General features: G+C 55.6%; 22 protein-coding genes. 8 read left to right on the forward strand and 14 right to left on the reverse strand.

Annotated elements, in window-relative coordinates:
* Nucleotides 1–10: 10 nt before the first annotated feature.
* The 8 genes from DW189_RS04935 to DW189_RS04960 form a co-directional block, all read right to left on the reverse strand.
* Entirely contained in the window at nucleotides 11–328 is a 318-nt protein-coding gene (locus DW189_RS04935) for a hypothetical protein (RefSeq protein WP_070102190.1), read from the reverse strand.
* An 88-nt stretch (nucleotides 329–416) separates the two neighbouring features.
* Nucleotides 417–1,823 (reverse strand): replicative DNA helicase, encoded by a 1,407-nt coding sequence (locus DW189_RS04940; protein WP_117507072.1) that lies wholly within the window; start codon nucleotides 1,821–1,823, stop codon nucleotides 417–419.
* Nucleotides 1,795–2,496, reverse strand: a complete 702-nt coding sequence (locus tag DW189_RS04945; protein WP_117507073.1) for a DUF6291 domain-containing protein — start codon at nucleotides 2,494–2,496, stop codon at nucleotides 1,795–1,797. The genes DW189_RS04940 and DW189_RS04945 overlap by 29 nt, the downstream gene beginning before the upstream one ends.
* Nucleotides 2,493–2,792: a DUF6291 domain-containing protein gene (locus tag DW189_RS14735; RefSeq protein ID WP_409012327.1), complete on the reverse strand. Its 300-nt coding sequence runs from the start codon at nucleotides 2,790–2,792 to the stop codon at nucleotides 2,493–2,495. Before DW189_RS14735 ends, DW189_RS04945 begins: the two co-directional genes overlap by 4 nt.
* Nucleotides 2,716–3,024, reverse strand: a complete 309-nt coding sequence (locus tag DW189_RS04950) for a helix-turn-helix domain-containing protein (protein ID WP_181969290.1) — start codon at nucleotides 3,022–3,024, stop codon at nucleotides 2,716–2,718. The genes DW189_RS14735 and DW189_RS04950 overlap by 77 nt, the downstream gene beginning before the upstream one ends.
* A gap of 10 nt (nucleotides 3,025–3,034) precedes the next feature.
* Nucleotides 3,035–3,403: a hypothetical protein gene (locus tag DW189_RS14405; protein WP_022332015.1), complete on the reverse strand. Its 369-nt coding sequence runs from the start codon at nucleotides 3,401–3,403 to the stop codon at nucleotides 3,035–3,037.
* A 200-nt stretch (nucleotides 3,404–3,603) separates the two neighbouring features.
* On the reverse strand, nucleotides 3,604–4,944 hold the full coding sequence (locus DW189_RS14225) for a hypothetical protein (protein ID WP_022332016.1): 1,341 nt from the start codon (nucleotides 4,942–4,944) through the stop codon (nucleotides 3,604–3,606).
* A 2-nt stretch (nucleotides 4,945–4,946) separates the two neighbouring features.
* Complete coding sequence (locus tag DW189_RS04960; protein WP_055202784.1) at nucleotides 4,947–6,179, reverse strand: site-specific integrase; 1,233 nt, start codon at nucleotides 6,177–6,179, stop codon at nucleotides 4,947–4,949.
* Nucleotides 6,180–6,716: 537 nt separating this feature from the next.
* Between DW189_RS04960 and DW189_RS04965 the strand changes: the two genes are divergently transcribed.
* The 8 genes from DW189_RS04965 to DW189_RS05000 all read left to right on the forward strand — a co-directional run bounded on the left by DW189_RS04965 (nucleotide 6,717) and on the right by DW189_RS05000 (nucleotide 13,754).
* A complete protein-coding gene (locus DW189_RS04965) occupies nucleotides 6,717–7,481 on the forward strand; it encodes a SinI family restriction endonuclease (protein WP_117507076.1) in 765 nt (254 codons plus the stop codon).
* Between the two features lie 186 nt (nucleotides 7,482–7,667).
* On the forward strand, nucleotides 7,668–8,126 hold the full coding sequence (gene trxA / locus DW189_RS04970) for a thioredoxin (protein WP_022331951.1): 459 nt from the start codon (nucleotides 7,668–7,670) through the stop codon (nucleotides 8,124–8,126).
* Between the two features lie 6 nt (nucleotides 8,127–8,132).
* Nucleotides 8,133–8,336: an ATP-binding protein gene (locus tag DW189_RS04975; RefSeq protein WP_022331950.1), complete on the forward strand. Its 204-nt coding sequence runs from the start codon at nucleotides 8,133–8,135 to the stop codon at nucleotides 8,334–8,336.
* The gene (locus DW189_RS04980; protein WP_022331949.1) at nucleotides 8,320–8,673 is read left to right on the forward strand and encodes a MarR family transcriptional regulator; all 354 of its coding nucleotides are present in this window, start codon (nucleotides 8,320–8,322) and stop codon (nucleotides 8,671–8,673) included. The genes DW189_RS04975 and DW189_RS04980 overlap by 17 nt, the downstream gene beginning before the upstream one ends.
* Nucleotides 8,674–8,902: 229 nt before the next feature.
* Nucleotides 8,903–10,504, forward strand: coding sequence for a thiamine pyrophosphate-dependent enzyme (locus DW189_RS04985; RefSeq protein WP_022331948.1), 1,602 nt, complete (start codon nucleotides 8,903–8,905; stop codon nucleotides 10,502–10,504).
* Nucleotides 10,505–10,559: 55 nt separating this feature from the next.
* Nucleotides 10,560–11,162, forward strand: coding sequence for an indolepyruvate oxidoreductase subunit beta (locus DW189_RS04990; RefSeq protein WP_117507077.1), 603 nt, complete (start codon nucleotides 10,560–10,562; stop codon nucleotides 11,160–11,162).
* Nucleotides 11,144–12,457, forward strand: coding sequence for an aminotransferase class I/II-fold pyridoxal phosphate-dependent enzyme (locus DW189_RS04995; protein ID WP_117507078.1), 1,314 nt, complete (start codon nucleotides 11,144–11,146; stop codon nucleotides 12,455–12,457). The genes DW189_RS04990 and DW189_RS04995 overlap by 19 nt, the downstream gene beginning before the upstream one ends.
* A 4-nt stretch (nucleotides 12,458–12,461) precedes the next feature.
* Entirely contained in the window at nucleotides 12,462–13,754 is a 1,293-nt protein-coding gene (locus tag DW189_RS05000) for an acetyl-CoA hydrolase/transferase family protein (RefSeq protein ID WP_117507079.1), read from the forward strand.
* 201 nt (nucleotides 13,755–13,955) lie between these two features.
* Here DW189_RS05000 and DW189_RS05005 read toward each other — a convergent pair whose 3' ends face one another.
* The 6 genes from DW189_RS05005 to DW189_RS05030 form a co-directional block, all read right to left on the reverse strand.
* The gene (locus DW189_RS05005; protein ID WP_181969291.1) at nucleotides 13,956–16,127 is read right to left on the reverse strand and encodes a S46 family peptidase; all 2,172 of its coding nucleotides are present in this window, start codon (nucleotides 16,125–16,127) and stop codon (nucleotides 13,956–13,958) included.
* Nucleotides 16,128–16,212: 85 nt separating this feature from the next.
* Nucleotides 16,213–16,524 (reverse strand): hypothetical protein, encoded by a 312-nt coding sequence (locus DW189_RS05010; protein WP_022331942.1) that lies wholly within the window; start codon nucleotides 16,522–16,524, stop codon nucleotides 16,213–16,215.
* A 20-nt stretch (nucleotides 16,525–16,544) separates the two neighbouring features.
* A complete protein-coding gene (locus DW189_RS05015; protein WP_117507080.1) occupies nucleotides 16,545–18,497 on the reverse strand; it encodes a 4Fe-4S binding protein in 1,953 nt (650 codons plus the stop codon).
* A gap of 43 nt (nucleotides 18,498–18,540) precedes the next feature.
* Complete coding sequence (locus DW189_RS05020) at nucleotides 18,541–20,145, reverse strand: fimbrillin family protein (protein WP_022331940.1); 1,605 nt, start codon at nucleotides 20,143–20,145, stop codon at nucleotides 18,541–18,543.
* Nucleotides 20,146–20,161: 16 nt separating this feature from the next.
* On the reverse strand, nucleotides 20,162–21,661 hold the full coding sequence (locus DW189_RS05025; protein WP_117507081.1) for a DUF6850 family outer membrane beta-barrel protein: 1,500 nt from the start codon (nucleotides 21,659–21,661) through the stop codon (nucleotides 20,162–20,164).
* 3 nt (nucleotides 21,662–21,664) lie between these two features.
* A complete protein-coding gene (locus tag DW189_RS05030) occupies nucleotides 21,665–22,900 on the reverse strand; it encodes a DUF4876 domain-containing protein (RefSeq protein WP_117507082.1) in 1,236 nt (411 codons plus the stop codon).
* Between the last annotated feature and the right edge of the window lie 4 nt (nucleotides 22,901–22,904).

Consider the following 22,904-nt stretch of genomic DNA (forward strand, 5'->3'; position numbering starts at 1 on the left):
TGTCGGCCAGTCATGCACGGAACCTCCCCGCCTCGAAACCGTTGGCCATATAGAATGCGATTTTGTCGGCTGTGTACTTCTCACTGCCCCGGATGCAAAGGGCCGTGCCGAATCCGAATTCCGCTGTTTGCGGATAGCATTCATGCTTTCCTCCGTCTTTGCATACTCGCTTCGGCGCTTTGAACACTTCGTAATAGGTCAATCCATCGGAGGTGGTGCGCTTGTAACAGTACATTCCGTTGACCTTATTATGGGCGATTTTCTCAAACTTATCGCCCAACGTGGCAAATTCATCCGTCAGAGGATTGTATAATATTCGTTTTTTCATGGTGTATTCTTTCAGATTTCTATTTTCCTTCATGTCGTGGGCACTTGTCCCACGTGGGTATTTTCATGCGCTTAAATTGCGTATTGCGTCAAAACGGCTCGGCCTCCTCAGCTACATCCGTCGCGGGGCTGTCGTAGTCGGCTATCCGGGTCAGGCTCTCGTTATGTCGAAAACAAATGCACCCTGTCGCGCCCTCTCGGTTCTTGGTGATATGCATCAGCCCCACCCCCTCGGCCGGAATGATCCCGTATCGGCCCGCGTCTATCTCGGTTCGCCCGTACATCACCGGACGATCGAGGAACAGCACCATGTCGGCATCCTGCTCAATGGCTCCCGACTCCCTAAGGTCAGATAATAGCGGCGTTTTATCGGCTCTTTTTTCGATGTCGCGCGACAACTGCGATATCAGAATGACGGGCACGTCGAATTCCTTGGCCAGCAGTTTGGCCGAACGGCTGATGGCGGCAATCTCACGCTCGCGGGTCGTATTCGGGTTGCGGGTCGAGGTGTCGAGAAGTTGCAGGTAGTCGATAATGACCATACCGCACTTGCCCCGGCGGTGCATCGCCTTGCATTGCGAGCGTATAGCGCCCATCGTGATATTAGCCCGGTCGTTGAGGAAAACAGGCATAGACGAAAGGGTGGCGCCGGCCTTCTCTATCTTCGTCCACCCCGAACCGTCGACATTACCGGTGCGAAACGCTCCCGAATCTACACCCGAGCTGCCGACCAGCATACGCCCGGCCAGCTGACCGGCTGACATTTCCAGCGAGAATATGCACACCGAGACGCCAGACGCGGCCGCAGCACGGGCAAAATGCAACATCGTGGCGCTTTTACCCGTTCCCGGCCTGCCTGCCAATACCACGAGCTGCCCGCCTCTCCAGCCGCCGGTCAATGCGTCAAGCCGTTGCAACCCGGTAGGAATGCCGATACACTCGCCCGCTTGCCTGGCCTGCTGTCGTCGCTCCAGATCGTCGAGGGTAGCTCGCACGACATCCGACAACGGCGCAATGTCATCCGGCCGCGAGACCCGGTCTGCAATTGCGGTTATCGCTGATGTAGCCCAATCCACAACGCCGTCGGGATCCGACACAGCGCGTGCCGCGAGTTCGTAGCCGAAAAGGCATAAACGCCGCCGGGTTTCGGTGTCTGCGAGCTGCCGGGCATGATCCAGCATGTTAGCGCCTGAGCCTACTACGCTGGTCAGTTCCGAGAGGTAGCGCAACATATCCCGGCCTTTGAGTTCCGGCCGTTGTGAAAGCGTATAGAGGTCGATTTTATCGCCTCGCTCCAACATCGAGAGCATCTCGCCGTAGATCTTGCCATTATTTGGGTCAGAAAAGGCCGAAATTCCGATGATCTCCATCAAGTCGGGCAGTTGACCAGGCTCAAGAATCAAGGCACCTAAAACAGCTCTTTCGAGCTCGGGCGATTCCGGTAATCCCTCGACGGGCGCCGGGCGGTTATAAGAAGTTTGTTTTTCGCGTTTCATTGTTCGGGTGTTTTTGGGTTGTGGTGTTAAACTCGGATTTGCGGCGCATCCAATTTCGCGCGGCGGCTTTCCAGTCTTTTATCGGATTTTTACCGGTTCGCCAGCCGTTAGCCGTGAAATAGTCGTAAAAGCATTCCGCATCCGTATCGCCTCCTTTGATCGTAGAAAAATAATCTTTGACTATTTCGAGCGAGGGGACGACAAACGCCGTGCGTTTGGTAGTCCCTCGGCGCGGCTTGTCCGCGCTCGTCGTTACCGAAGTGTCGTTACCTTCTGCATTCGTAGGCTCCCCCTTACAATCCCCCTTACTATCTACATCCTTATCCTTATCTACATCCTTATCCTTATAAAGGTTAGGTCTTTGGTTAGGTCTTTGGTTAGGTCTTTGGTTAGGTTCGCCCGCCTTGCCACTTGGGTTATTTCGGCTTCCTTTGGGCGCTCCACCTTTTCGGCCATTCTCCACACAGGCGTCGTATCGGTTATGTGCGTTATCGATTACGGGCTTGATCGCAATAAACAACGCCTTTGCAACTGCATTGCTATCCGCTCCAGGCGCAATGCCTTCAAAAGCATAGTCGAATATCGTTTCCGATACGACCTTATACAAATCCGGCGGTAATTCGCGCAAAGATTCACGGAATGAGCGGTAATAGACCATCGTGTCGCGGATCATCGTGTACCTCCTTTCCGGGCTTGCTTACGCTCCCATTTAACCCAATCCGCCTCAAGTTGAGGGTAGCAATAATCATAGAAAATACGGGATAGATCAGGCGGCAAGTCGGGGGCGATACGGTCAAGGCCATACATTACAACCGCATCCATAAATAACCGATAGTCAACGGGTGCAAGCCCTTCCATCGCACCCCGAAAAGAGCGATAAAAAATAAAACTATTACGCTTCATGGTCGGCCTCCTTCCGAAGGAAATACAGTTTAAATTGGGAGCCGTGCTCGCTGGGCACCCATTCATCGAGGATGTCGATGCCTTTGGCCCTCAAATCGCGTATGCAACTCCGAGGATCGGATAATCGTAGGGCGACGGAAATGTCTGCGGCAGAATATTTTTTGCCTGATTGGAGTAAATTATAGACGCGCTGCTGATGGAACGCTAAAGTTTTTTGCGTATCTTTGCTGGTGTCCACACCAGGGGTTGCCGCTGCGTGCTCGCTTCGAGCGCCGGCGGCGATCTTCATTTCATACATAGCCCTGGTGTTATTGCTGGTTATTTGCCGACTGTGCGATCCGCAATGCTGCGGCCGCCCGCTGTTCCTCGGGACGCAAAGTGCCTGCCTCAATCCATTTTGTGAGCTCCGTGCGAGAGAACACAAGGCGCCGGCGCACCTTACGATAGGGGATCGCATTTCTAAATGTCAACCCATAGAGATTGGAAAGAGTAGTCGGGTATCCCATAGCTTGTAGGAAGACAATCGCCTCCTCGGCTGTCAAGGTGTCGGATGCTTCCTCGGCTGGCTTCTTATAACCTGCCAGCTCTGGGATAATGGTGCGGACTGCTTTTAAGATCAAGCCTTCCAGTTGTTCTGATGATGCAACATATACTGTTGCCGGAGTTTGTACTTCCATAACATTGTGGCTTTAAAAATTCAAAATTTGCCCGCGTCCGGGCTCGTGATCGACCACAATGCAAAGGTGCATAATGTTTTATTTGCAAAAAATGCATATAAATTGCAAATAATAAGGGAATAATATTTGCAACTGAAAACGCCCCTGCATGTAGGTGCAAAGGCGCTTCTCTTGTTAGTTGCAAAAAATTGCAAAGTATTTTACATTGGGGGCAAGTATTGGCATATTGACTGCCTTGTGGGTAAGTCCGGTATAATGCCTCTTAATTGGTTAATAAATCCGCTCAATCTGCCATTTAATTCTATAATCTTACCTTCTTCTTTTAGTCTCATTATTTCTTCTGCTACAATTTTACTGCGAGGTATACCTGATTTTATCGCAATAGTTTCTACAATTCGTTCAATTTCAATATCTGCGTCTAAAGTAAAATAATCCTTCAATGCCATTTCGCGGCACGACCTTCGTCCTCGTTTTATAGGGGTTTCGGGAACTTCATCTCCAGCATCTTTACCCCAACTAAAAATAGCGTGGCAAAACCTTTGTAAATTCTTGTCGTTTTTAATATCCGAAATTTTATATTTAATGCACACTTCCGCAATACCGCTATAAAATGTCGCCAATGCTGAAATTGCCTCCCAAAAATAATTTTCTTCTGATGAAATATTATTGAAGTTTTCCGACTGTTCTGCGATACGCTTTTCATGATTGATATAATGCTTTAAACGATCATCAGTGCCAAATATGCGCCATCCATACTGAATAAGTGTACATATTACGGCCTCTCGTGCTGCTTGATCCATTCTTGTTAGAATAGCATTTGTTGCCATTATATATTCTTCTCCATAAATATGTCCTCTACGTCCTAATCCATACATATGCCGATCTATATCATCTGGAATATTAGACCCTTCTAAAATTCCATCATACGCAACAAAATCAACTAATTCAATAAGCCATAAATATATATCTTTTATACCTTTACTATTAGATAAATAATAGCTATTTTTAGGTGCCATTAACAATTTTTCTGATTTTACAACATAAGGATTTTTGCATTTGAATCCAACACCTGATAACAAGCTTGACATATTCCCAATTTGGTAGCATTCAACCCCATCGCATACCCATTCGGTTATGACATCATGAATTTTATAAATAAATACTAAAGCAGAAAATACTGAATCAAATATAGCCGGATAGGTGTCCCGCAACCTTTCCCGCCAAAATATTTCTTTTTTATCTGCTCGCAGTTGGTGCACATATTCATTCACTTCATAATTAATACAAGCATTATAATTCTCAAAAATTAAATTTGCAACTTTTTCCCGTTTATCGTCCGAGATTAATTTTATAATATTTAATGCTTTAAGGCGTAAATCTATATGTCCATCTATTGAAAAATCGTAGTTTTCTACATTTTCTATTGGTTTGGTAAGATCATCGGCTTGTGTTTGCCTTATAATTCCTATAATAAATGCGTTCACAAGTTTAGAACATTTACGCACATAGTCCAAAACATCTGTAATTGTAGCTATATCCATACTCACTCGAATTTAGTTAATATTTCTGCCCACTTCGTGCGCTCCTCCTTTTCAAAACTGGCAAGATAGTTTTCCGTAGTTTTCAAATCCTGGTGCCCGAGCGATTCAGATATATAAGAAATGTTCGCCCCGGATCGTTTCAATACGGTGGCGAAGGAATGACGAGCAGTGTATGTTGAAATGCGCCCGATATTGAGCCTTTCGCCCACCTCAGCCATTCGTCTATTAAATGCTCGCGTAAAATACTGGGTCTTCTGCTTTCGCCGAATAGCATCCTCGGAACCGTCCAGCACCGGGAATATGTATGTATTCGGGGTGGCGGGGGTATTTCCCCAACGGTCGATAATCGTTTGCATAGGTTGGGTTATAACGACACTTATTTCCTTACGGGTTTTGGTGGTAAACTCGGTTTTCTGACGCACGAAATGAATTTCCCCGTCGGATATGTTATTATATTTCAATTTCACGAAATCGGCAACATTTATTCCGTTGCATAGGTAGAGGAATAACCAATAATCCCTGTATTTAGCCGTAGCCTGCGTACCGTCTTCGTATTTAGCTATGGTGGCTATCTGTTCTTGCGACAAAGCCAACTTGCGCCCTTCGCCGGCCTGTATTTCATACCGCCCCCGACCGAAGGGGTATTGCGATTCTTTGAGCACTCCCAAGCGCTTTGCATCGTTGAGGAGCGCGCGGAGGTGGCGTAGATTTATTGAAATTGTGGTTTGTGCTTTACCTTCACTACGGAGAAAGTCTGCGTACCTCCGCACCCAATTTGTAGTTACAGCCTCAAGTAGCACATTTTTCCCGGCAAACCGTTCGACACCCTTTAACACATTGTCATATACCAACATGGTGCCGATGCGTCCCGATTTCCTCAATTCGTCTATTTTGGCTTTAAACATCGTGTTTAAAGTATCGGATGCCGCCCCCTTCAATCGCTCATTAAGTGCCTCCAAAGAGAAATTGCCAGTATAGGCAATAGTTTTGGCCGCCGCAAGAACAATACTATAACTGTTTTCTATATCTGCGCGTACATCAAGCAATGCGCGGGATCGAGTTGTCGGTAATGCGTTCCACTCCTCCGGCGTCAACGCTTTACCAGTCGGGTAATACTTTCGGTTGCGTCGATATGTAACACGAACACGAACAGAAAATCGCCCCCCATCTCTCGGGTGTCCCGTGTCCAGCATAGCAGCAACCGTTATTCCATCCTTTGAGTAATTAAAATTCATCTTTGCGTGGTATATATATTGTCTTTTCGGAATATTTATGTAATTTTAAACACAACCGCAAAAAAACACTATCGGCTATTATTGTAAACCAGCGTATTATTACATACAAAACGGGTACACAATCTAAACACAAAGGTATAAAATCAATCAATTTCATGCAAACATAATCAAAAATAAATTTATATATTCGCCGCTGAATTATAGTAATTTACAGTATAATTACAAATAATATCGAAAACAATAAAAATAACGGGCTGACGACTACGGATCAGAAGGTTACAGGTTTGAGTCCTGTCGGTGTCACGAAGAGGGAGCAAAGAAAATTGCTCCCTCTATTGTTTTTTAGCGAGTTACATCGCTGAAACCAAACTCTTTCGGCAATACAGGTGGTTTTTCCGCGCCTCGTTTCAAGCCTGTTTTCCCTCGGTTCTTACCGTTTATGTAAACCAAGGTGCAAACCGATTGGAAAAGAAAACCCGGGGATAACGCCATAAATAAAGTAAAAAATCATTAACTTTATCAGAAAAACATCCCCCAATGAAAGAAACGACTAAATTCGATGATTTTTCAGGCGAAAAAGCGATCTCGCTTGCGAAAACTTTTGCAAAAGACGCCTACACGAAAGAATTAGGAGTCGTCCTGAGTGTGGCCTTTAGCGATATACGCAATCTACCGGCATTGGGGTTTAACCAGGATGAGCCCATCCCCCTCAAAGAATATGTCAAGAAATGGGTTTCACGATACTTTTCAGGATACAATGGCAGGCCGTCGAAACGGCATGGCAAAAAATCCCAAACAAAACCGGATCCCGCCGTAAAATTAATTCTCCGAACCCGAAGAGAAGATATCGACGACAATTTCGCAGACACTCTTGAAAAAGGGCACTCCATCATGATGACAATCGAGGGGATGGTCGGCAATCTGCTCGAAGAATATCTGGCGACAATTTTACACCCGTATGGCTGGTATTGCTGCTGGGGAAGCACCATAGACGCGGTCGACTTTTGCAAGGAAGACGGCTCTTTACTCCAGGTGAAGACAAGCAACAATTCGGAAAACAGTTCCAGCATCCGCGTGCGGAACGGAACAGAAATAAGAATATGGTTCCGAAGATTCTTCAACAAAGCCAATACGTTCAACTGGGTCGCCCTAAATGAAATAATCGGCAGGGACATATTCAACGAAGAAGATTCTGAACGAAAATTCAGGGATTTCATTACCCGGACGATCCGGGAGAATCCCGGCTGCATCTACATCCCTGAAAAGTGCCGTATCGAAGCTGTTCAGATGGAATTGTGGTAACCCCCAAAAACAATCGAACCTTTCGTTCCGGATCGGTTCAATTGTTATTATATCGCGCTCCCGGCATTTTAATAATTCATTTCTTATCCGACAATTATTTTCCAAAGGAAATTTGTTTTAATGGAAAATATTCTATATCTTTGCATCGTTATTGATACAGAAGAACTATAAAAACGGATAATGACCATGAAAAAACTATTATTGACCACGATGTGCATGCTCGGCCTGGCAGCCTGCGCAAACGGCAGCAACAAGGAAAACAACACTAAAAAAGAGAATACCATGAAAACGATCGCACTGACCAAGGCGGATTTCCTGACCAAAGTCGCAAATTACGAAACGAACCCTACGGAGTGGAAGTACCTCGGCGACAAACCGGCGCTCATCGACTTCTACGCATCGTGGTGCGGCCCCTGCAAGGCACTCGCCCCGGTTCTGGAAGAGCTGGCTGCCGAGTACGGCGACAGCATTTACATCTACAAGGTGAATACCGAAGAGGAGCAGGAGCTCGCCGCCGCGTTCGGCATCCGCTCGATCCCGACGCTGCTTTTCATCCCCACCAGCGGCAAGCCCCAGATCGCACAGGGTGCCCTGCCCAAGGCGTCGCTCAAGGAGGCCATCGACAAGGTACTGCTCAACAAGTAGACAGGCATGGCACTCACCGTCGACAATCTCCGCTGCCCGCAGAACCACCGGTGCCCGCTGCTGACGGTTTGCCCCGTCGGGGCGATCACACAATCGGGATTCGGACTTCCGGTCATCGACCCGGAGAAGTGTATCGAATGCGGCAAATGCGTCGGGCACTGCGGCAAACAGGCCATACACAAACCGGCAGACAATGGAAAAACTGTGTAGGATCCGCGAGTTGCAACGGGCTGTCAACCGGTTCGAAGCGGCACTCGAACGCTCATACGGGATCTGCCTGAACGAAGGCATGGCCTTATGCAGCCTTTCGAAAGCCGGACGTCTCTCCTGCGGGGAGCTGGGCGAAATGCTGGGGCTTACTCCGTCGAACACCTCGAAGGTGCTCCGCTCGGTCGAAGGGAAAGGCTACGTAAACCGGGAGTTGGGCACGAACGATAAGCGGCAGATGTACTTTTCGCTGACCGAAAAGGGCCGCGGGCTTCTGGGAAGCATAAATTGTGAAGAAATCGAAACGCCCGAATTACTGAAAACACTATTCGGGGAATAAATGACGCAAACGGGGCAGCCGGTCTTTCGGGATCGGCTGCTTTTTTATACCTCCTACTGCCGATGGACATCACACAGCCCAGGCTCCATATTACAATTTTTCTCAAAAACACTTATTTATATAATATTTTAAATATTAAATGTGGTTTTGCGTGATTTTTTATCACCAAAAGTGAATTTTTAATTAAAAATTCCTTAAATTTGTAAAAACAGCATAACTGCACGACCTCATGGCAAAACGGGAATTATTACTCGGAGACGAAGCCCTCGCACTGGGGGCGCTCCACGCAGGGTTGTCGGGTGTATATGCCTATCCGGGCACGCCTTCGACCGAAATCACCGAATATATACAAGGACATCCGCTCACCGCCCAGCGGGGCATCCACTGCACATGGTCGGCCAATGAGAAGACGGCGATGGAGGAGGCGCTGGGCATGTCGTTTGCCGGAAAACGCGCCCTGGTGTGCATGAAGCATGTGGGCATGAACGTCGCCGCCGACGCCTTCGTCAACTCGGCGATGACGGGAGCCAACGGCGGGCTGGTCGTCGTGGCAGCCGACGACCCCTCGATGCACTCGTCCCAGAACGAGCAGGATTCACGCTTCTACGGCAAGTTCGCCCTTGTCCCGACGTTCGAGCCCTCCACGCAGCAGGAGGCCTACGACATGGTGCAGGCCGCGTTCGATTTCTCGGAAAAATACCGCATTCCCGTACTGATGCGCCTTACGACCCGCATGGCCCACTCGCGCGCCATGGTCGAACCGCGCGAGGCACGCTCCGAGAACAGCCTCGCCTATCCCGCCCGGACGCGCCAATGGGTGCTGATGCCGGGCAATTCGCGCGTAAGATACGAGGCATTGCTCGCCGACTATGCCCGCTTCGAAGAGGAGGCGGCCGCAAGCCCCTTCAACCGTTACGCCGATGCTGAAGACAAATCGCTGGGCATCATCGCCTGCGGCATCGCCTACAACTACCTCGCGGAGAATTATCCCGACGGATGCCCGCACCCGGTGCTCAAAATATCGCAATACCCGCTGCCGCAGGAACTCGTGCGCCGCATGGCGTCGGAATGCAAGGCGCTGCTCATCATCGAGGAGGGACAACCCGTCGTCGAAGAAGCCCTGCGCGGCATCCTGCCTGCGCCCGTTGAGATCCGCGGCCGCATGTCGGGCGAACTGCCCCGCACCGGGGAACTGACTCCGGACAGCGTACGCACGGCCCTGGGGCTCGCCCCGCACGCGGCCCTCGCCGCCAGCGGCATCGTCGTCCCCCGTCCGCCCGCATTGTGCCAGGGTTGCGGGCACCGCGACATGTATACGGCACTGACGGAGGTCGCCGGCGAATATGAAAATGCCAAGGTATTCAGCGACATCGGCTGCTACACGCTGGGGTGGCTCTCGCCGTTCCACGCCATCGACACCTGCGTCGACATGGGCGCCTCGATCACCATGGCCAAAGGCGCAGCCGACGCCGGACAGCACCCCGCCCTGGCCGTCATCGGCGACTCTACCTTCACCCACTCGGGGATGACCGGGCTGCTGGACGCCGTGAACGAGGGGACGAACATCACGGTCGTCATTTCGGACAACCTCACCACCGGCATGACCGGAGGCCAGGATTCGGCCGGCACGGGACGCCTCGAGCAGATATGCGCCGGGCTGGGCGTCGACCCCGCACATATCCGCGTCGTGGTGCCGCTGCCCCGCACCCGCGAAGAGATGAAGGCCATAATCCGCGAAGAGATCGCCTACGACGGCGTTTCGGTCATCATCCCCCGCCGCGAATGCATACAGACCGCCAAACGGCACAACGCAACCAAACAGAAACAATAGCGACACGCCCGTCGCGGCGACCACCCGGCGGCAAAACCCTAAAAACAGGCAAACCATGAAACGCGACATCATACTCTCGGGCGTAGGGGGACAAGGCATCCTCTCGATCGCCACCGTCATCGGCAGGGCCGCCCTCGACGAAGGGTTGCACATCAAGCAGGCCGAAGTCCACGGCATGAGCCAGCGGGGCGGCGACGTGCAGTCGAACCTGCGCATCTCGTCGGATGAAATCGCCTCCGACCTCATTCCGCGAGGTGCCGCCGACCTGATCATCTCGCTCGAACCGATGGAAGCACTCCGCTACCTGCCGTGGCTTTTGACCGGGGGCTGGGTCATCACCAACACCGCCCCGCTGATCAACATCCCCGACTATCCCGATGCCGATACGCTCGGGCGGGAGATAGACTCCCTGCCGCACAGCGTGGCACTCGACGTGGATGCCATCGCCCGCCAAGCCGCATCGCCCCGTGCCGCCAACATCGTGCTGCTGGGCGCCGCAGCACCCTTCCTGGGCATCGCACCCGAAAAACTCGAAGCGGGCATACGCGCCATCTTCGCCCGCAAGGGCGACGCTATCGTCGACACGAACCTCGCGGCATTCCGCGCAGGCTATGCATACGCACAAAAACAGGCCGCACAATGGGAAAACTGCCGATAGACCGCTCCGTGCTCAACTCCGCGCTGGAGCGCATGGACATCGCGGACATCGCCCAGGCGACGATCCGCCAGTCGGGCGACATAGCCCGCATCATGGAAACACAGACGGGGATGGAATTCCTGCACCTCGAAATGGGCGTACCGGGACTTCCGCCCGAAAAGGCGGGAGTCGAAGCAGAATGCCGGGCCCTGCAATCGGGCGTGGCGTCGCAGTACCCCAACATGTTCGGCATCCCCGAACTCAAACAACAGACTTCGCATTTCATCCGCGCGTTCCTCGACGTCGGGGTCGCACCGCAGGGCTGCATCCCGACGGTCGGGTCGATGCAGGGCAGTTTCACGGCTTTCCTGCTCTGCTCGCAGCTCACGCCCGGGAAGGATACGATCCTCTTCATCGACCCCGGATTCCCCGTGCAGCGCAACCAGGTGCAGATCCTCGATATCCCCAGTGCGTCGTTCGACATCTATGAATACCGCGCCGAAAAACTGGGCCCGAAGCTGGAAAGCTACCTCGCACAGGGCAACATCGCCGCCATCGTCTATTCGAACCCCAACAACCCGGCGTGGATATGCCTCACCGAGGATGAGCTGCGTACGATCGGCGAGCTGGCTACCCGATACGACGCCATCGTCATCGAAGACCTCGCCTACCTTTGCATGGACTTCCGCAAACCCTTGGGACGCCCCTTCGAAGCGCCCTACCAGGCCACCGTGGCCAGATACACGGACAACTACATCCTGATGATCTCCGGCTCGAAGATATTCAGCTACGCCGGCCAGCGCATCGCCATCGCGGCCATCTCCGACAAACTTTACCCGCGGCACTACCCCGCGCTCAAACAGCGCTACGGCATGGGGCGCCTGGGCGACGCCTATGTCCTCACGTTCCTCTATGCCGCCTCGTCGGGCACGAGCCACTCGGCGCAGCACGCCCTGGCGGCGATGTTCCGCGCTGCGGCCGACGGGCAGCTCGATTTCGTGGGCGAAACCTCGGAATACGCCCGGCGCGCCCGCCTCACCAAGGAGATCTTCCGGCGCCACGGCTTCCGCATCGTCTACGACAAAGACCAGGACGAAACCGTCAGCGACGGATTCTTCTACACCGTCGGCTACGGCGGACTCTCCAGCGCGGAGCTGCTGAGCGAACTGCTCCTTTACGGCATCTGCGCCATATCGCTCACATCGACCGGCAGCCGCCAGCCGGGCATCCGGGTCTGCGTTTCGCAACTGAACTGCCCCGAGCAGTTCGAACTGCTCGAAACACGCCTAACCGCCTTCGGGCAAAACCACCGATAAGCCTATGCGATTCACGACAGCCGCCGAAGCCGTAAAGCTCATCTGCCCGCACAGCAACGTCTACATTCAGGGCAGCACCTCGATCCCCGAAGTACTCGTCCGTGCCATGACCGACCGTGCCGCCGAGCTCACCGATGTCACGCTCTACTCCGGATTCGCCGTCGGGAGGGCAGACGCCCCCTATTGCAGCCCCGAATACAAGGATACGTTCCTGGTCAACAGCCTGTTCGTGGCCAATAACATCCGCCGCTGGCTGGCCCAGGGCTACGGGCAATCGATCCCGGCCTTCCTGGGCGAAATCCCGGGGCTGTTCCGCGACGGGACGCTGCCCGTCGACGTGGCAATCCTCAACCTCTCGCGCCCCAACGAGGAGGGCTACTGCTCGTTCGGCGTCTCGGCCGACCTGGCCGTTTCGGCCGTGGAATGCGCCAGGACAGTCATCGCGCAGATCAACACGGCCATGCCGTTCTCCTACGGCGACGCCGTGATCCACCTCTCGCGCGTCGCCGCGGCCGTCGAGGTCGACGACCCGCTGGTCGAAGTGCCCTCGGCGACCCCCACCGACATCGAACGCAGGATCGGCAACCACATCGCCGAACTGATCCCCGACGGGGCGACGTTGCAGATCGGCGTGGGCGGGATCCCCAACGCCGTGCTGGCCGCGCTCACGGGCCACAAACACCTCGGGCTGCATACCGAGGCGATGACCGACGGCGTGTTGCCGCTGCTCGAAAGCGGCGTGATCGACAACTCGCTCAAACGGGTCATGCCGGGTGTAACGGTCGCCTCGCTGGCGCTGGGCTCGCGCCGGCTGTACGATTACATGGACTACCGCAAAGACCTCGTGATGAAGGATGTGGCATGGACGAACGACCCGTTCCGCATCCGCGAGAACCCGCGCGTGATGGCGATCAACTCGGCCGTCGAGGTAGACCTCACGGGGCAGGTTTGCGCCGACTCGGTTGGCGAGCGCATCATTTCGGGCGTAGGCGGGCAGCACGATTTCATGTACGGAGGGGCCCTGTCGGAGGGCGGCAAAACCTTCATCGCCATCCCGTCGACTACCCCCAAGGGCGAATCGAAGATCAAGGCGCTGCTGACGCCCGGCGCAGGCGTCGTGACGACCCGCCACATGGTGCAGCACATCGTGACCGAATACGGCGTTGCGCATCTGCGCGGCCGCAACCTCGCCCAGCGGGCGCGGGCACTGATCGCCGTCGCTCACCCCTCGGTGCGCGAAGAACTGGAAAAAGCCGCCTGCGAACGCTTCGGCTACTCCTTCCTGAGGCTCAAATAGAAGCGCCCCGATCAAACGGGACGCTTATCGGAGGCATCTACCCAGCCCCTATACCAGGCATTGCTGCCGGACAACGGGGATCTGAGATCAAATCCGTGTGCCCGGGCACACTCTCTCCACCCCTCCGCAAACAAGCAGACCTGCCATATGGCAGGTCTGCTTGACACGTCGGGATGCCGCGGTTACCACCGGCACACCGGGTTATTTTGCGAACTTCATTTCGTCGAGCAACCACCCGGCGTCGGCATACTTGTCGATCACCCACATCACATAGCGGATATCCACGCACACCGTGCGCGCCAATTCGGGATGGAACCACACGTCGCCGGCCATCGACTCGCGGTTGCCGTCGAACGCAAGCCCTATAAGGTGCCCCCTGCCGTCGAGTACGGGGCTGCCCGAATTGCCTCCCGTAATGTCATTGTCGGTCAGGAAATTGACATAGAGCGTACCATTCTCGCCCCAGCGTCCCCAGTCCCGTTTGGCGATCAGCCGCCGCATACGGTCGTCGACACGGTATTCGTATTCGTCAGGGTTGTACTTCTCCATATAGCCCGCGATCGTCGAACGCGAATCGTAATGCACGCCGTCCGAAGGGTTCAGGGGCTGCACGTTACCGTAGGTCAGGCGCATGGTCGAGTTGGCATTGGGATACTGCGCCAGTCCTTCCGAAGCACGGAAATCGTAAAGCAGGTCGGCATAGCGGCTCTCGCTCCGCCCGACATGCGCCCGGCCGCGCTTCTCGGCCTTGTCCACACCGCCCGTAAAACGCTGTACGGTGACCGATTCGGTAAGCGCCACCATGGGGTCGCGGCGTATCTCGGCCACCGACCGGTTCTTCGAGAAATAGGCATCGTAACGCACGGGGTCGCTGCAAAACGAAGCATCGAACGCCGCACGCGCCATACGGTCGGCATCGCCTCCCGCCTGGTCGTACATCGCCTGCAACTGCACGCCCCACATCTCGCGCGGCACGTTGGCCGTGAAGTTCACCACCATCCGCGCCAACAGGTCGCGGTCGGTCGCGGCATCGTAGTTACGGCGCAGGCGGCCGCTCCCGGCCACGACGCTTCGGGCATCCTTCGAATCCACGATCAGCGAGTCCTGCTTCAGCCGTTCGAGTTTGCCAAGGTACGACGACACGCGGTTGGCCACGAGCAGCGCCTCGCTGGGGCCGAGCCATGCCTCGCGGAAATAATTGAGGTTGCGCTCGGCGCCCTGCCGCGCCTTGTAACCGCGCGCGAGCTCTTCGAGCAACATCCCGTCCTCGGCCTTGCGGGCGGAATCGGCCTCGATCCAACGCTGCAGGCGTTCCTCCTCGGCCTCACGGATCGCCACGACGTCGAAACGGCGCAGGCATTTGTTCTCCCACTTGGCGTAGTCGGCGTAGTTGCTCAGGCCGAAATAAGCATCCGAATACTCCATGCGCACCCGCGGATCGCGTTCCATATGGCGTTTGAGAATATCCATCCGGTCATGGCGGTTGGCCACGACGATCGGGTTCCGGACACGCTGCTTCTCGGCCACGGCGAACGACGACGCATAGCGGTTCGTACGCCCCGGGAATCCGATCACCATTGCGAAGTCGCCGTCATGCACGCCGCCCGTGGCGACCTGCAACACGCGGCGGGGTTTGAGCGGCACGTTATCGGCGGAATAGGCCGCAGGACGTCCCTCCCGGTCGGCATAGACGCGGTAAAGCGCGAAATCGCCCTTGTGCTGGGGCCAGCCCCAGTTGTCGTAATCGCCGCCGAAGGCACCGATCGACGCAGGCGGCGTACCCACCAGCCGCACATCCTTGTAGATGTCGTAGTAGAACATCAGGTACATTTTGCCGCCCCACATCGAGTAGCACGACACCTCGCACTCCGTTTCCCGGCCGTAGCGCCCTTCCAGTTCGGCATAGAGGCGGCGCGGAGCCATCATGCCCCATTTCCCGGCGGCTTTCATCTCCTCCTTGAGCGCATTGGCCTCGTCGGTCACGTCGACCACCTTGCGCACGAACCACACGGTCTTGCCGGGGACGGGAATCTCCTCATCGCGCGTGCGTGCCCAGAATCCCGTTTCGAGCAGGTTGCATTCGGGCGTCGACAGGGCGCAGATGTCGCTGTAAGCCACATGGTGGTTGGTAATCATCAGCCCCTGGTCGGAAATCATGCTGCCCGTCCCCATGCCGCCGTCGACTGCCACCACGGCATCGGCCAGCGCAGCCGATTTCTCGTTGTAGATCTCCTTATCCTTGATTTTCAGTCCCCGGGCCTTCATCTGCGGATAAATCTCCGCCAGCCGGTGCATCAGCCACATGCCCTCGTCGGCCATCGCAGGCTGCATACAGAGCAGCACAACGGCCAGACAGGCTATCCATCTTCTCATATTCTTCATTTTTCACCAATGGGAAAGAACCTTTTTCCCGGTTCTCCCCACATTCGGTCTGTTTTTAAAAACCGACAACAAAAATTCAATCCTCAGCATCGGCTCCGACAATGGCCGGCAAATTGACCCTGATAAAATCGTCCAATTCCTTTCCCCTCATCAAAACGAACGTGGAGTCGATCCGGTACATTTTATCCAAGGCGTATTCGGCCTTTTTTCGCACCGCGGCGGAATCTGCCGCCGGCATCGTCCGCATAAATGCCGCGACATTGACTTCGTAATACTTTTCGAACAGCTCGCGGCAGTTCGTATTTTTCGCACGAGCACATCCTGCAAGTACGAAAACCGCCAACGAAACCACAGACAGCAATCCGAATATCCTGCATGAAACAGTCATTTTTGCAGCCGTTTTTTCAATTACTCTCCAACCGTTTTCCCCGGATTGGTGAACTTCAGCCGCGGGTCGGCCTCCTTGAAGGTGCCGTCAGCCATGCGCAGCGTCCATTTTTCGGCCTGGAAAACCTCTTTCCACAGCTTCGCGTCGTCCCACATCGACTTCACATAGCGGATGCGCATCACGGGCTTCATATCCCGCAGGACGAAATCCACGGACACGATGCCGTCCGTACACGAAAGGAAGCTCTTGAAATAGGGGAACGCATTGCGGATCGGCATCTTCTCGATACCGGGGAATACCATCTCGTAGACCGCCTTGGGGAACTGCTCGTCGTCCCCCCACTTCTCCTGGTTGGCAACGAACCTGCCCGCGAGCTTCTCCACATCGCGGAACATGATCTGCGCAAACTCTTCGCGCGAAACCTGTCCGGCGACCGCATAGCTTTTAAGCACCGTATGCATCGGGATCACCTTCTCGCTCTCCTTGGTCGGGATGACCAGTTCCTTGGCGTCGATCGCCTCCCCGAACATTTTTTCGGTAATACCGGCGGCCGGATCGACGTAGACCGTCACATCCACCGGACAGGCGAACTCCGACGTGAAGCCGTAGACTCCCTCGATCTTCTGGAGCACCATGCCGAAATAGATCATATCCATCCGGTCGTGGAGCCCTTCGACGCCGAGCTTCACCACGTCGAGCATCGGCACCTGCTCGCCCGGCATGGCATATTTGCGCAGCGTCGGCGCAAAGATCGCAGCCTGTATCTTCAGCGTATCGGTGGCAGCCGGGTCGTAAAGCACCTCGACGCCATGGCGGCGTACAAAGGTCTTGACGCCATATACGCCCTGCACGGCCTGCATCTTGGCCGAAAAAGCCTTCGACGAACCGAAGCACTTGATCGTCTGCAAGCCCTTCATCTCGAACGTCTGCAGGTTCTCGACCTTCTCGTAGTCGCCCCACTTCTCGTCGATCGTCGGCAGTTCCATGGTGGAACCCAGCCATATGGCCAAGAAGAAGAGCACCACGGCCAGCAACCCGGGCACCCAGCGCAGCGAACGGCGGCCGTTGACCTGCAAGGCATCCTTGGCACACGCACCGATGCAGTTGCCGCACAACGTACAGTCAACATGCTTCACCTTCACATAGTCATGGATCGGAAGCTGGTAGGGACATTTCTTTTCGCACAGTCCGCAATTATTGCAGGTGTTCAAGTCCCGCTTGATGTACATCAGGGGGAAGGTGCAGCTGCGCATCTTGGCGATCTCGACGATATAGGCGGCAAGACATGCGCCGCCGATCGTCCATACCCATGCGTTCGCAACGCCCAGCGCACCGAGCGCCCAGCCGCCGAGGGCGGCGATCACGAACAGCAGCGTGAATTTGAAAATGTTGCTGGCAGCTCCCAGCGGACAGATATACTTGCACCAGAACATCTTCACCACGAAGCCGCCCAGGAGCAGCAGCGCAAGGCTCGTGAGCGACATCCAAAGCACGATTTCGCCCTTGAAACCCGTAGCCACAGCATAGAACGGGTCGAGTTTCTTGCAGAACAGCTCGCTCGACGAGAGCGTGAAATAGAGGATCGTGAAGAGCAGCACGTACTTCACCACGCGCAGCAGTTTGTCGACGACGCTGCCCGAAGGGACATCGACCTGCAGGTGCAGTTTTTTCCCGGCACGCCCCATCCACTCGCCGACGGTGCCCAGCGGACAGAGGTATCCGCAAAAAAGTTTGCTGAACAGAATCACTCCCACGGCGAGCACGAGGCCCATCATGATCTGGAGCATCGACATCGAACAGGCCAGCGAATTGTTCACCAGATAGGTACCGAAGGCCTGCAACCCGCCGAAAGGACAATATGCCTCGACATCGACAGGTTTGTCGCTGAATTTGGCCCAAAGCACCGTGCCGACGATGGCGGCCAGTACGCCCCATTGCAGCAGGTGTTTCAGATAATTAGGTTTACGTTTCATCTATTGTTTGTGTTATGTGTGTTCGTGTGTGCCGGGGGGAGGGTCACTCCTTGTCCTTGATACAGCGGACGGGGGCGGCGCAATAACCGCCCTGGTAAGCGATCGTCATACGGTTATAATTCTTATTGTAAGTTATCATACCGGCATAATACTGGATGTTCTTGATGCCGCTTTCCGGATCGTCGGCCGTATTGTAAGTAACCTTGTAGCCGGTCGAGCTGGGGAAATATCCCATACCGAACGCCGAGGCGTCGGCTTGTGACACCGTCGCCATATAGGCCGGGATCGCCGTGGCGTTCGCCGCATTGATATAGCCGCAGCCCGCAATATTGAAACCGTCCTTGTTGAGCGCGGCAATCGAACCGCCGCTTTGCGTTTCGTCCAAATAGGGCGACGTCGGGTCGGAGAGGCCGCCGCTGCCGGTACCCGCCAGCTTGAGCCACTCGGCCATCGTCGGAATATGCCACCCGTCGGGGCAGATGCCCTGCGCACCCGCGTACTGGTCGAAATTGGTGCCCGTCATCTCGCCGGTCATTCTCAGCATCACGGGATAACTGTACAGCAGGCCAGCGGTCTCAGTCAACGACGGGTCGGCGGCTTTCGAGAGGTTGCAGGGATACCACACCCCGTTGCCGTCCTTCGGATCGTTCGATATGGTTTTGCCTTCGGGCACATAGCGCAGGTTCTCGGCCATCCACGTACGGCCGTCCTTGAGCGTGACGATCTTGTACTTCACGCCGCCCCACTCGACGGTCGGGGTCTCCACCTCACCCCCGCCGTCCGGCAGCAGGTCGTCTCCGTCGACCCAGCCCGCGATCGGGCCGCTGAATTTCACCTGGATGTCCGCCGGCTGCACGTTGCAGTCCATGCGGCGGTTCTCACCCGACTTGAGGTCGGTCGTGCCGAGCGTCTGCGTACGTTTCTTGCCATCGGCCGTGGTGACCGTAACCCTGAGCTGCACACCGTTTTGCGGCACCAGCAGCGCGTAGTAAACCTTCTCGGCAGTGGCCGTGTTGGCAATCACGTCGGATGCTTCGACACCCGCCTTAGCCGTAAAATCGCCCGTGGCGGGATCGAGCACCCCGGTGCCGACAGCACCCTTGATGACGATGTCCGTAATGTCGAAACCCGATTCGTTCGTCACTCCGATAACGATCCGCGACATTTTATGCTTGAAGGTCATCTGCGTGGCCGACAGCGTAGGCTTGACCCCCGTCTTCACGGCCACGATCAGGTCGGAGGCCGTGTAATTCGCGCCGCTCTGATCCGCCTTCACCGAGAATTCCGCGGGCGCCGCGGCACCGGCCTGGTAGGGATAATAGGCAAAAAGCGTCGAAGTGGCGTCGACATCTTCGTACCAGAGGAAACCCTCGGTCTTGAAATCCGTTCCGTCGAACGACATCTCCTTGTTCGCCACGAACGCCGAACCGTCCGCCGTCATCGTGATCGTGAGGCCGACCTTATCGTTCAGCTCGAAATCGGTGTCCGTCGCACGCGTACCGGACGACATGCTTGCCGGCGTCAGCGCCGGATTGGCGATCGTCGGGGTGATGCGCACCTGCTTGTCGCCCGTCCCGGTGCTTTCCTCCTTCGAGCAGGCGGTGAAAACCATCGCCGCGACTGCCGTCAATGTCAAAATCCTTTTCATAATCCTATCCTTTAAATTAAAAATTATATCCTACACTCAGCGTCGCCGCGACCCGGTTGGGCTGCGCGACGTATTCCAGACCGAAGCCGTGTTCGTAACGCGCGAATACGTCGATATAGAAGCGTTTGATATTGCGCCGCAGCCCGAGCGCCGCCCCCAGCCGTTTGGCCGTGAGGTATTCGTTTTCGTAATCGTAATAAGCGGTCAGCTGTCCGGGATACTCGCCCGGCTGCACGCCGGGGGTCTCGAACCGCTTTTCGCGCTCCGTGAAACCGCCCAGGCGATAATCCGCCGCAAGGGTCAGCTCCCAGAGGCCGAACGTGCGGATCAGCGAGGCATATATCTTCGTAAAGTGGAGCTTCTGCCCCTTGACATAGGGGTACATCAGCGTCGATTCGCGGTTGAGCTGCGAATAACCGACCCCGGCGCGCAAATCCGTATGCGGTGCCACGAACTCGTATTCGCCTCCCAGGTCAAGTCCCTTGCGCCCGAAAGTTGGCGTCGAACCGTGTATAGTGATGATTTGCACGCCGTTGATGGTCTCGGTAGTGATGATGTTCTCGTCGGTGCCGAGCGTCTGCCAGTCGAGGTTCACGCGCACGAAATGCCTGCGCAGTGCCGTCCCCAGCGACAGGGCGGCATTGGCCGTCACCTGGTGCGTTTCGAACAGGTGCCAGATAATCCGGCTCTCGCCCGTCTCGCCCTGCCTGTTGCGGTAGGCGACGTCGGCATAGAACGGCCCGTATTGCAGTTGGACACCCGCCCCCTGCGTATTCTCCCGGACGGGGAATCCCGAAACGCCGTTGGTCGAGAGGTGTATGTCGGTGCTCCCCCACTTCTCCAGCGACCCGTAGAGCAATCCCCGGTCGAAGAATGCCTCGTACAGGTCGGCACCGGGGCCCACGCCTTCCGCGTCGACCTTCTCGCTGTTCGTACCCACGATATAGACCGCCCCTACGGCAAAGCGTCCCGCATGGTACATCACGCCGGGCGAAAATTCGAAATCCAGCCGCGTGTTCTTGTGGCGCAGGTCTTTGCGCTTGGCATAGTTGCGGGCTTCGAACTCCACGCGTAGGCCGCCCGTCCACCGGTTGTCCAGCACGGCCGATACGCCGCCCGCGAACGTATAATCCTCGCGCACCTTGCGCCCCGGCGTAAATTCGAGGATGTCTACCGGATAATACCCCGGCTCGGTGAACATCGAGCCGCACATGTTGCGGCCGTCGAAATAGTCGTAGCCGAAACCGCCCGAGAACGAGACCTTCTTCAGGTGGCGCACCGACTCGGTTTTCGCCCCGGCATTCCAACTGTCGTCCGACGCGGAGTGGCCCGCAAGCCCGCCGTTCTCCTTGGTGAAATAGATCTCGGCATAAGAACGGCTCAGGGAGTCCTGCCGGATACCCGCAGCGTTCAGGCCGCCGTTCCAGGGATTGCGGCGGAAGATATGGTCGAAACGCTCCTGTGCCGCGGCAGCAGAGACGGCAACCAGCATCAGTATCGTTAAAATCCGTCTCATAGGCTAATCACGCAAAGATTGTGTCTCACGCTCATAAAAATCGTTCGACGAGTTATTGGTATCCACGTACCTTTCGAAGCCGGCAGCAGCCGTGGCCTCTTCATCCAGCTTCCGATGCAGGGTATGCCCTTGCGCCTTGGCCGAGAAACCGATATACCCGGCATCCACATCGGTGTGCAGGCGTTTGTTCTTGGTCGCCTCGGTCATGTTGCATACCTCGACGCCGTCCACAATCCAGTCGTTGTCCCACGGTATCTTCGAATAGGTGATGCTGCCGTTCTGAACCGTCGACTGAAGGTCGTCGGCCAGGTAGGCATCCAGATCGAACCCCTCAGGCGCCCGGAAGAGGATCACGGCGGGCGAATTCTGCGAAATCACGTAGACGACGGCCGAATTGGTTCCGGTCTTTTTCAGCACCTTCATGTAATGCGCCTGGTCGATCTGGTCGCCCGGAACAGGCGTAGGATGGAGCTTGTTGCCGGGATAGTGCACCATATCGTAGAGCACGAAACAACCCTTGCGGTTGAGGTTCACCGACTGGGAATAGGTCTGCGTATGGTCGACGCCGTAGTAGGCCACCACGGCATCCTCGCCGGGTTCCAGCGGAAAATCCGTCCCCGATCCCGGGAACATCCAGATACAATCGGGGATGGCGGCGTAATCGCGGAAAACGATGTTGCCCGAAGGGTCGGTGCTCGTCCACGGATTGTTGGCGTTCGAGTTGTAGGGGGCGACCATCGCCAGGCACAGGCCGTCGAGGTAATAGGTTTCGAAACTGTTGTTGTGCAGGACGATATATTTGTCGTCGGCATAAGTCCCCGTCGCCGGCGGATCCTGCATGCAGCCGCCCGAGTAGATCTCCTTGATGAGGATCGTACCCGGCTTGGAAAATTTCAGCGCCACGTCGACGTCCTTGTCCCCGCCGACAAGGTCGACCTGCTCGATCGTACCGTTGAAAACCGCCGAATCGTCGGGCAGGTCGAGCACCGAGAGCCGGTAATGCCCGGCAGCGACGCGGAACCCGGCGTGGCCCTGCGCATCGGTCAGGGCGGTATAGACATTGCCCGTATTGCGGTCGGAGAGTTTCACCGCGACGCCTTCGCGCAGATAGCCGGCGTATCCCTCGGGATACACGGCCGTCACACGGAGTTCGCGCAGCGCACCGTCGTAAGGGTTCCTGTCGAACGACGTGCAACCGGCCACCAGCAGACAGGACAATATGCAAAATATCTTTCTCATCGTT

Source organism: Alistipes sp. AM16-43 (assembly GCF_003435745.1).
GTDB lineage: Bacteria > Bacteroidota > Bacteroidia > Bacteroidales > Rikenellaceae > Alistipes > Alistipes onderdonkii.

Bases quoted from the DNA above. Each gene is read 5' to 3' on its own strand.
- DW189_RS04945 (WP_117507073.1), bottom strand. From the start codon at position 2,496: ATGATCCGCGACACGATGGTCTATTACCGCTCATTCCGTGAATCTTTG.
- DW189_RS04965 (WP_117507076.1), top strand. From the start codon at position 6,717: ATGAAAGAAACGACTAAATTCGATGATTTTTCAGGCGAAAAAGCGATC.
- DW189_RS04995 (WP_117507078.1), top strand. From the start codon at position 11,144: ATGGGAAAACTGCCGATAGACCGCTCCGTGCTCAACTCCGCGCTGGAG.
- DW189_RS04975 (WP_022331950.1), top strand. From the start codon at position 8,133: ATGGCACTCACCGTCGACAATCTCCGCTGCCCGCAGAACCACCGGTGC.
- DW189_RS05010 (WP_022331942.1), bottom strand. From the start codon at position 16,524: ATGACTGTTTCATGCAGGATATTCGGATTGCTGTCTGTGGTTTCGTTG.
- DW189_RS04985 (WP_022331948.1), top strand. From the start codon at position 8,903: ATGGCAAAACGGGAATTATTACTCGGAGACGAAGCCCTCGCACTGGGG.
- DW189_RS05015 (WP_117507080.1), bottom strand. From the start codon at position 18,497: ATGAAACGTAAACCTAATTATCTGAAACACCTGCTGCAATGGGGCGTA.
- DW189_RS05020 (WP_022331940.1), bottom strand. From the start codon at position 20,145: ATGAAAAGGATTTTGACATTGACGGCAGTCGCGGCGATGGTTTTCACC.
- DW189_RS14225 (WP_022332016.1), bottom strand. From the start codon at position 4,944: ATGGATATAGCTACAATTACAGATGTTTTGGACTATGTGCGTAAATGT.
- DW189_RS05000 (WP_117507079.1), top strand. From the start codon at position 12,462: ATGCGATTCACGACAGCCGCCGAAGCCGTAAAGCTCATCTGCCCGCAC.
- DW189_RS04950 (WP_181969290.1), bottom strand. From the start codon at position 3,024: ATGTATGAAATGAAGATCGCCGCCGGCGCTCGAAGCGAGCACGCAGCG.
- DW189_RS04935 (WP_070102190.1), bottom strand. From the start codon at position 328: ATGAAAAAACGAATATTATACAATCCTCTGACGGATGAATTTGCCACG.
- DW189_RS04980 (WP_022331949.1), top strand. From the start codon at position 8,320: ATGGAAAAACTGTGTAGGATCCGCGAGTTGCAACGGGCTGTCAACCGG.
- DW189_RS05025 (WP_117507081.1), bottom strand. From the start codon at position 21,661: ATGAGACGGATTTTAACGATACTGATGCTGGTTGCCGTCTCTGCTGCC.
- DW189_RS14735 (WP_409012327.1), bottom strand. From the start codon at position 2,792: ATGAATGGGTGCCCAGCGAGCACGGCTCCCAATTTAAACTGTATTTCC.
- DW189_RS05030 (WP_117507082.1), bottom strand. From the start codon at position 22,900: ATGAGAAAGATATTTTGCATATTGTCCTGTCTGCTGGTGGCCGGTTGC.
- DW189_RS04960 (WP_055202784.1), bottom strand. From the start codon at position 6,179: ATGAATTTTAATTACTCAAAGGATGGAATAACGGTTGCTGCTATGCTG.
- trxA (WP_022331951.1), top strand. From the start codon at position 7,668: ATGAAAAAACTATTATTGACCACGATGTGCATGCTCGGCCTGGCAGCC.
- DW189_RS04940 (WP_117507072.1), bottom strand. From the start codon at position 1,823: ATGAAACGCGAAAAACAAACTTCTTATAACCGCCCGGCGCCCGTCGAG.
- DW189_RS14405 (WP_022332015.1), bottom strand. From the start codon at position 3,403: ATGGAAGTACAAACTCCGGCAACAGTATATGTTGCATCATCAGAACAA.
- DW189_RS05005 (WP_181969291.1), bottom strand. From the start codon at position 16,127: ATGAGAAGATGGATAGCCTGTCTGGCCGTTGTGCTGCTCTGTATGCAG.
- DW189_RS04990 (WP_117507077.1), top strand. From the start codon at position 10,560: ATGAAACGCGACATCATACTCTCGGGCGTAGGGGGACAAGGCATCCTC.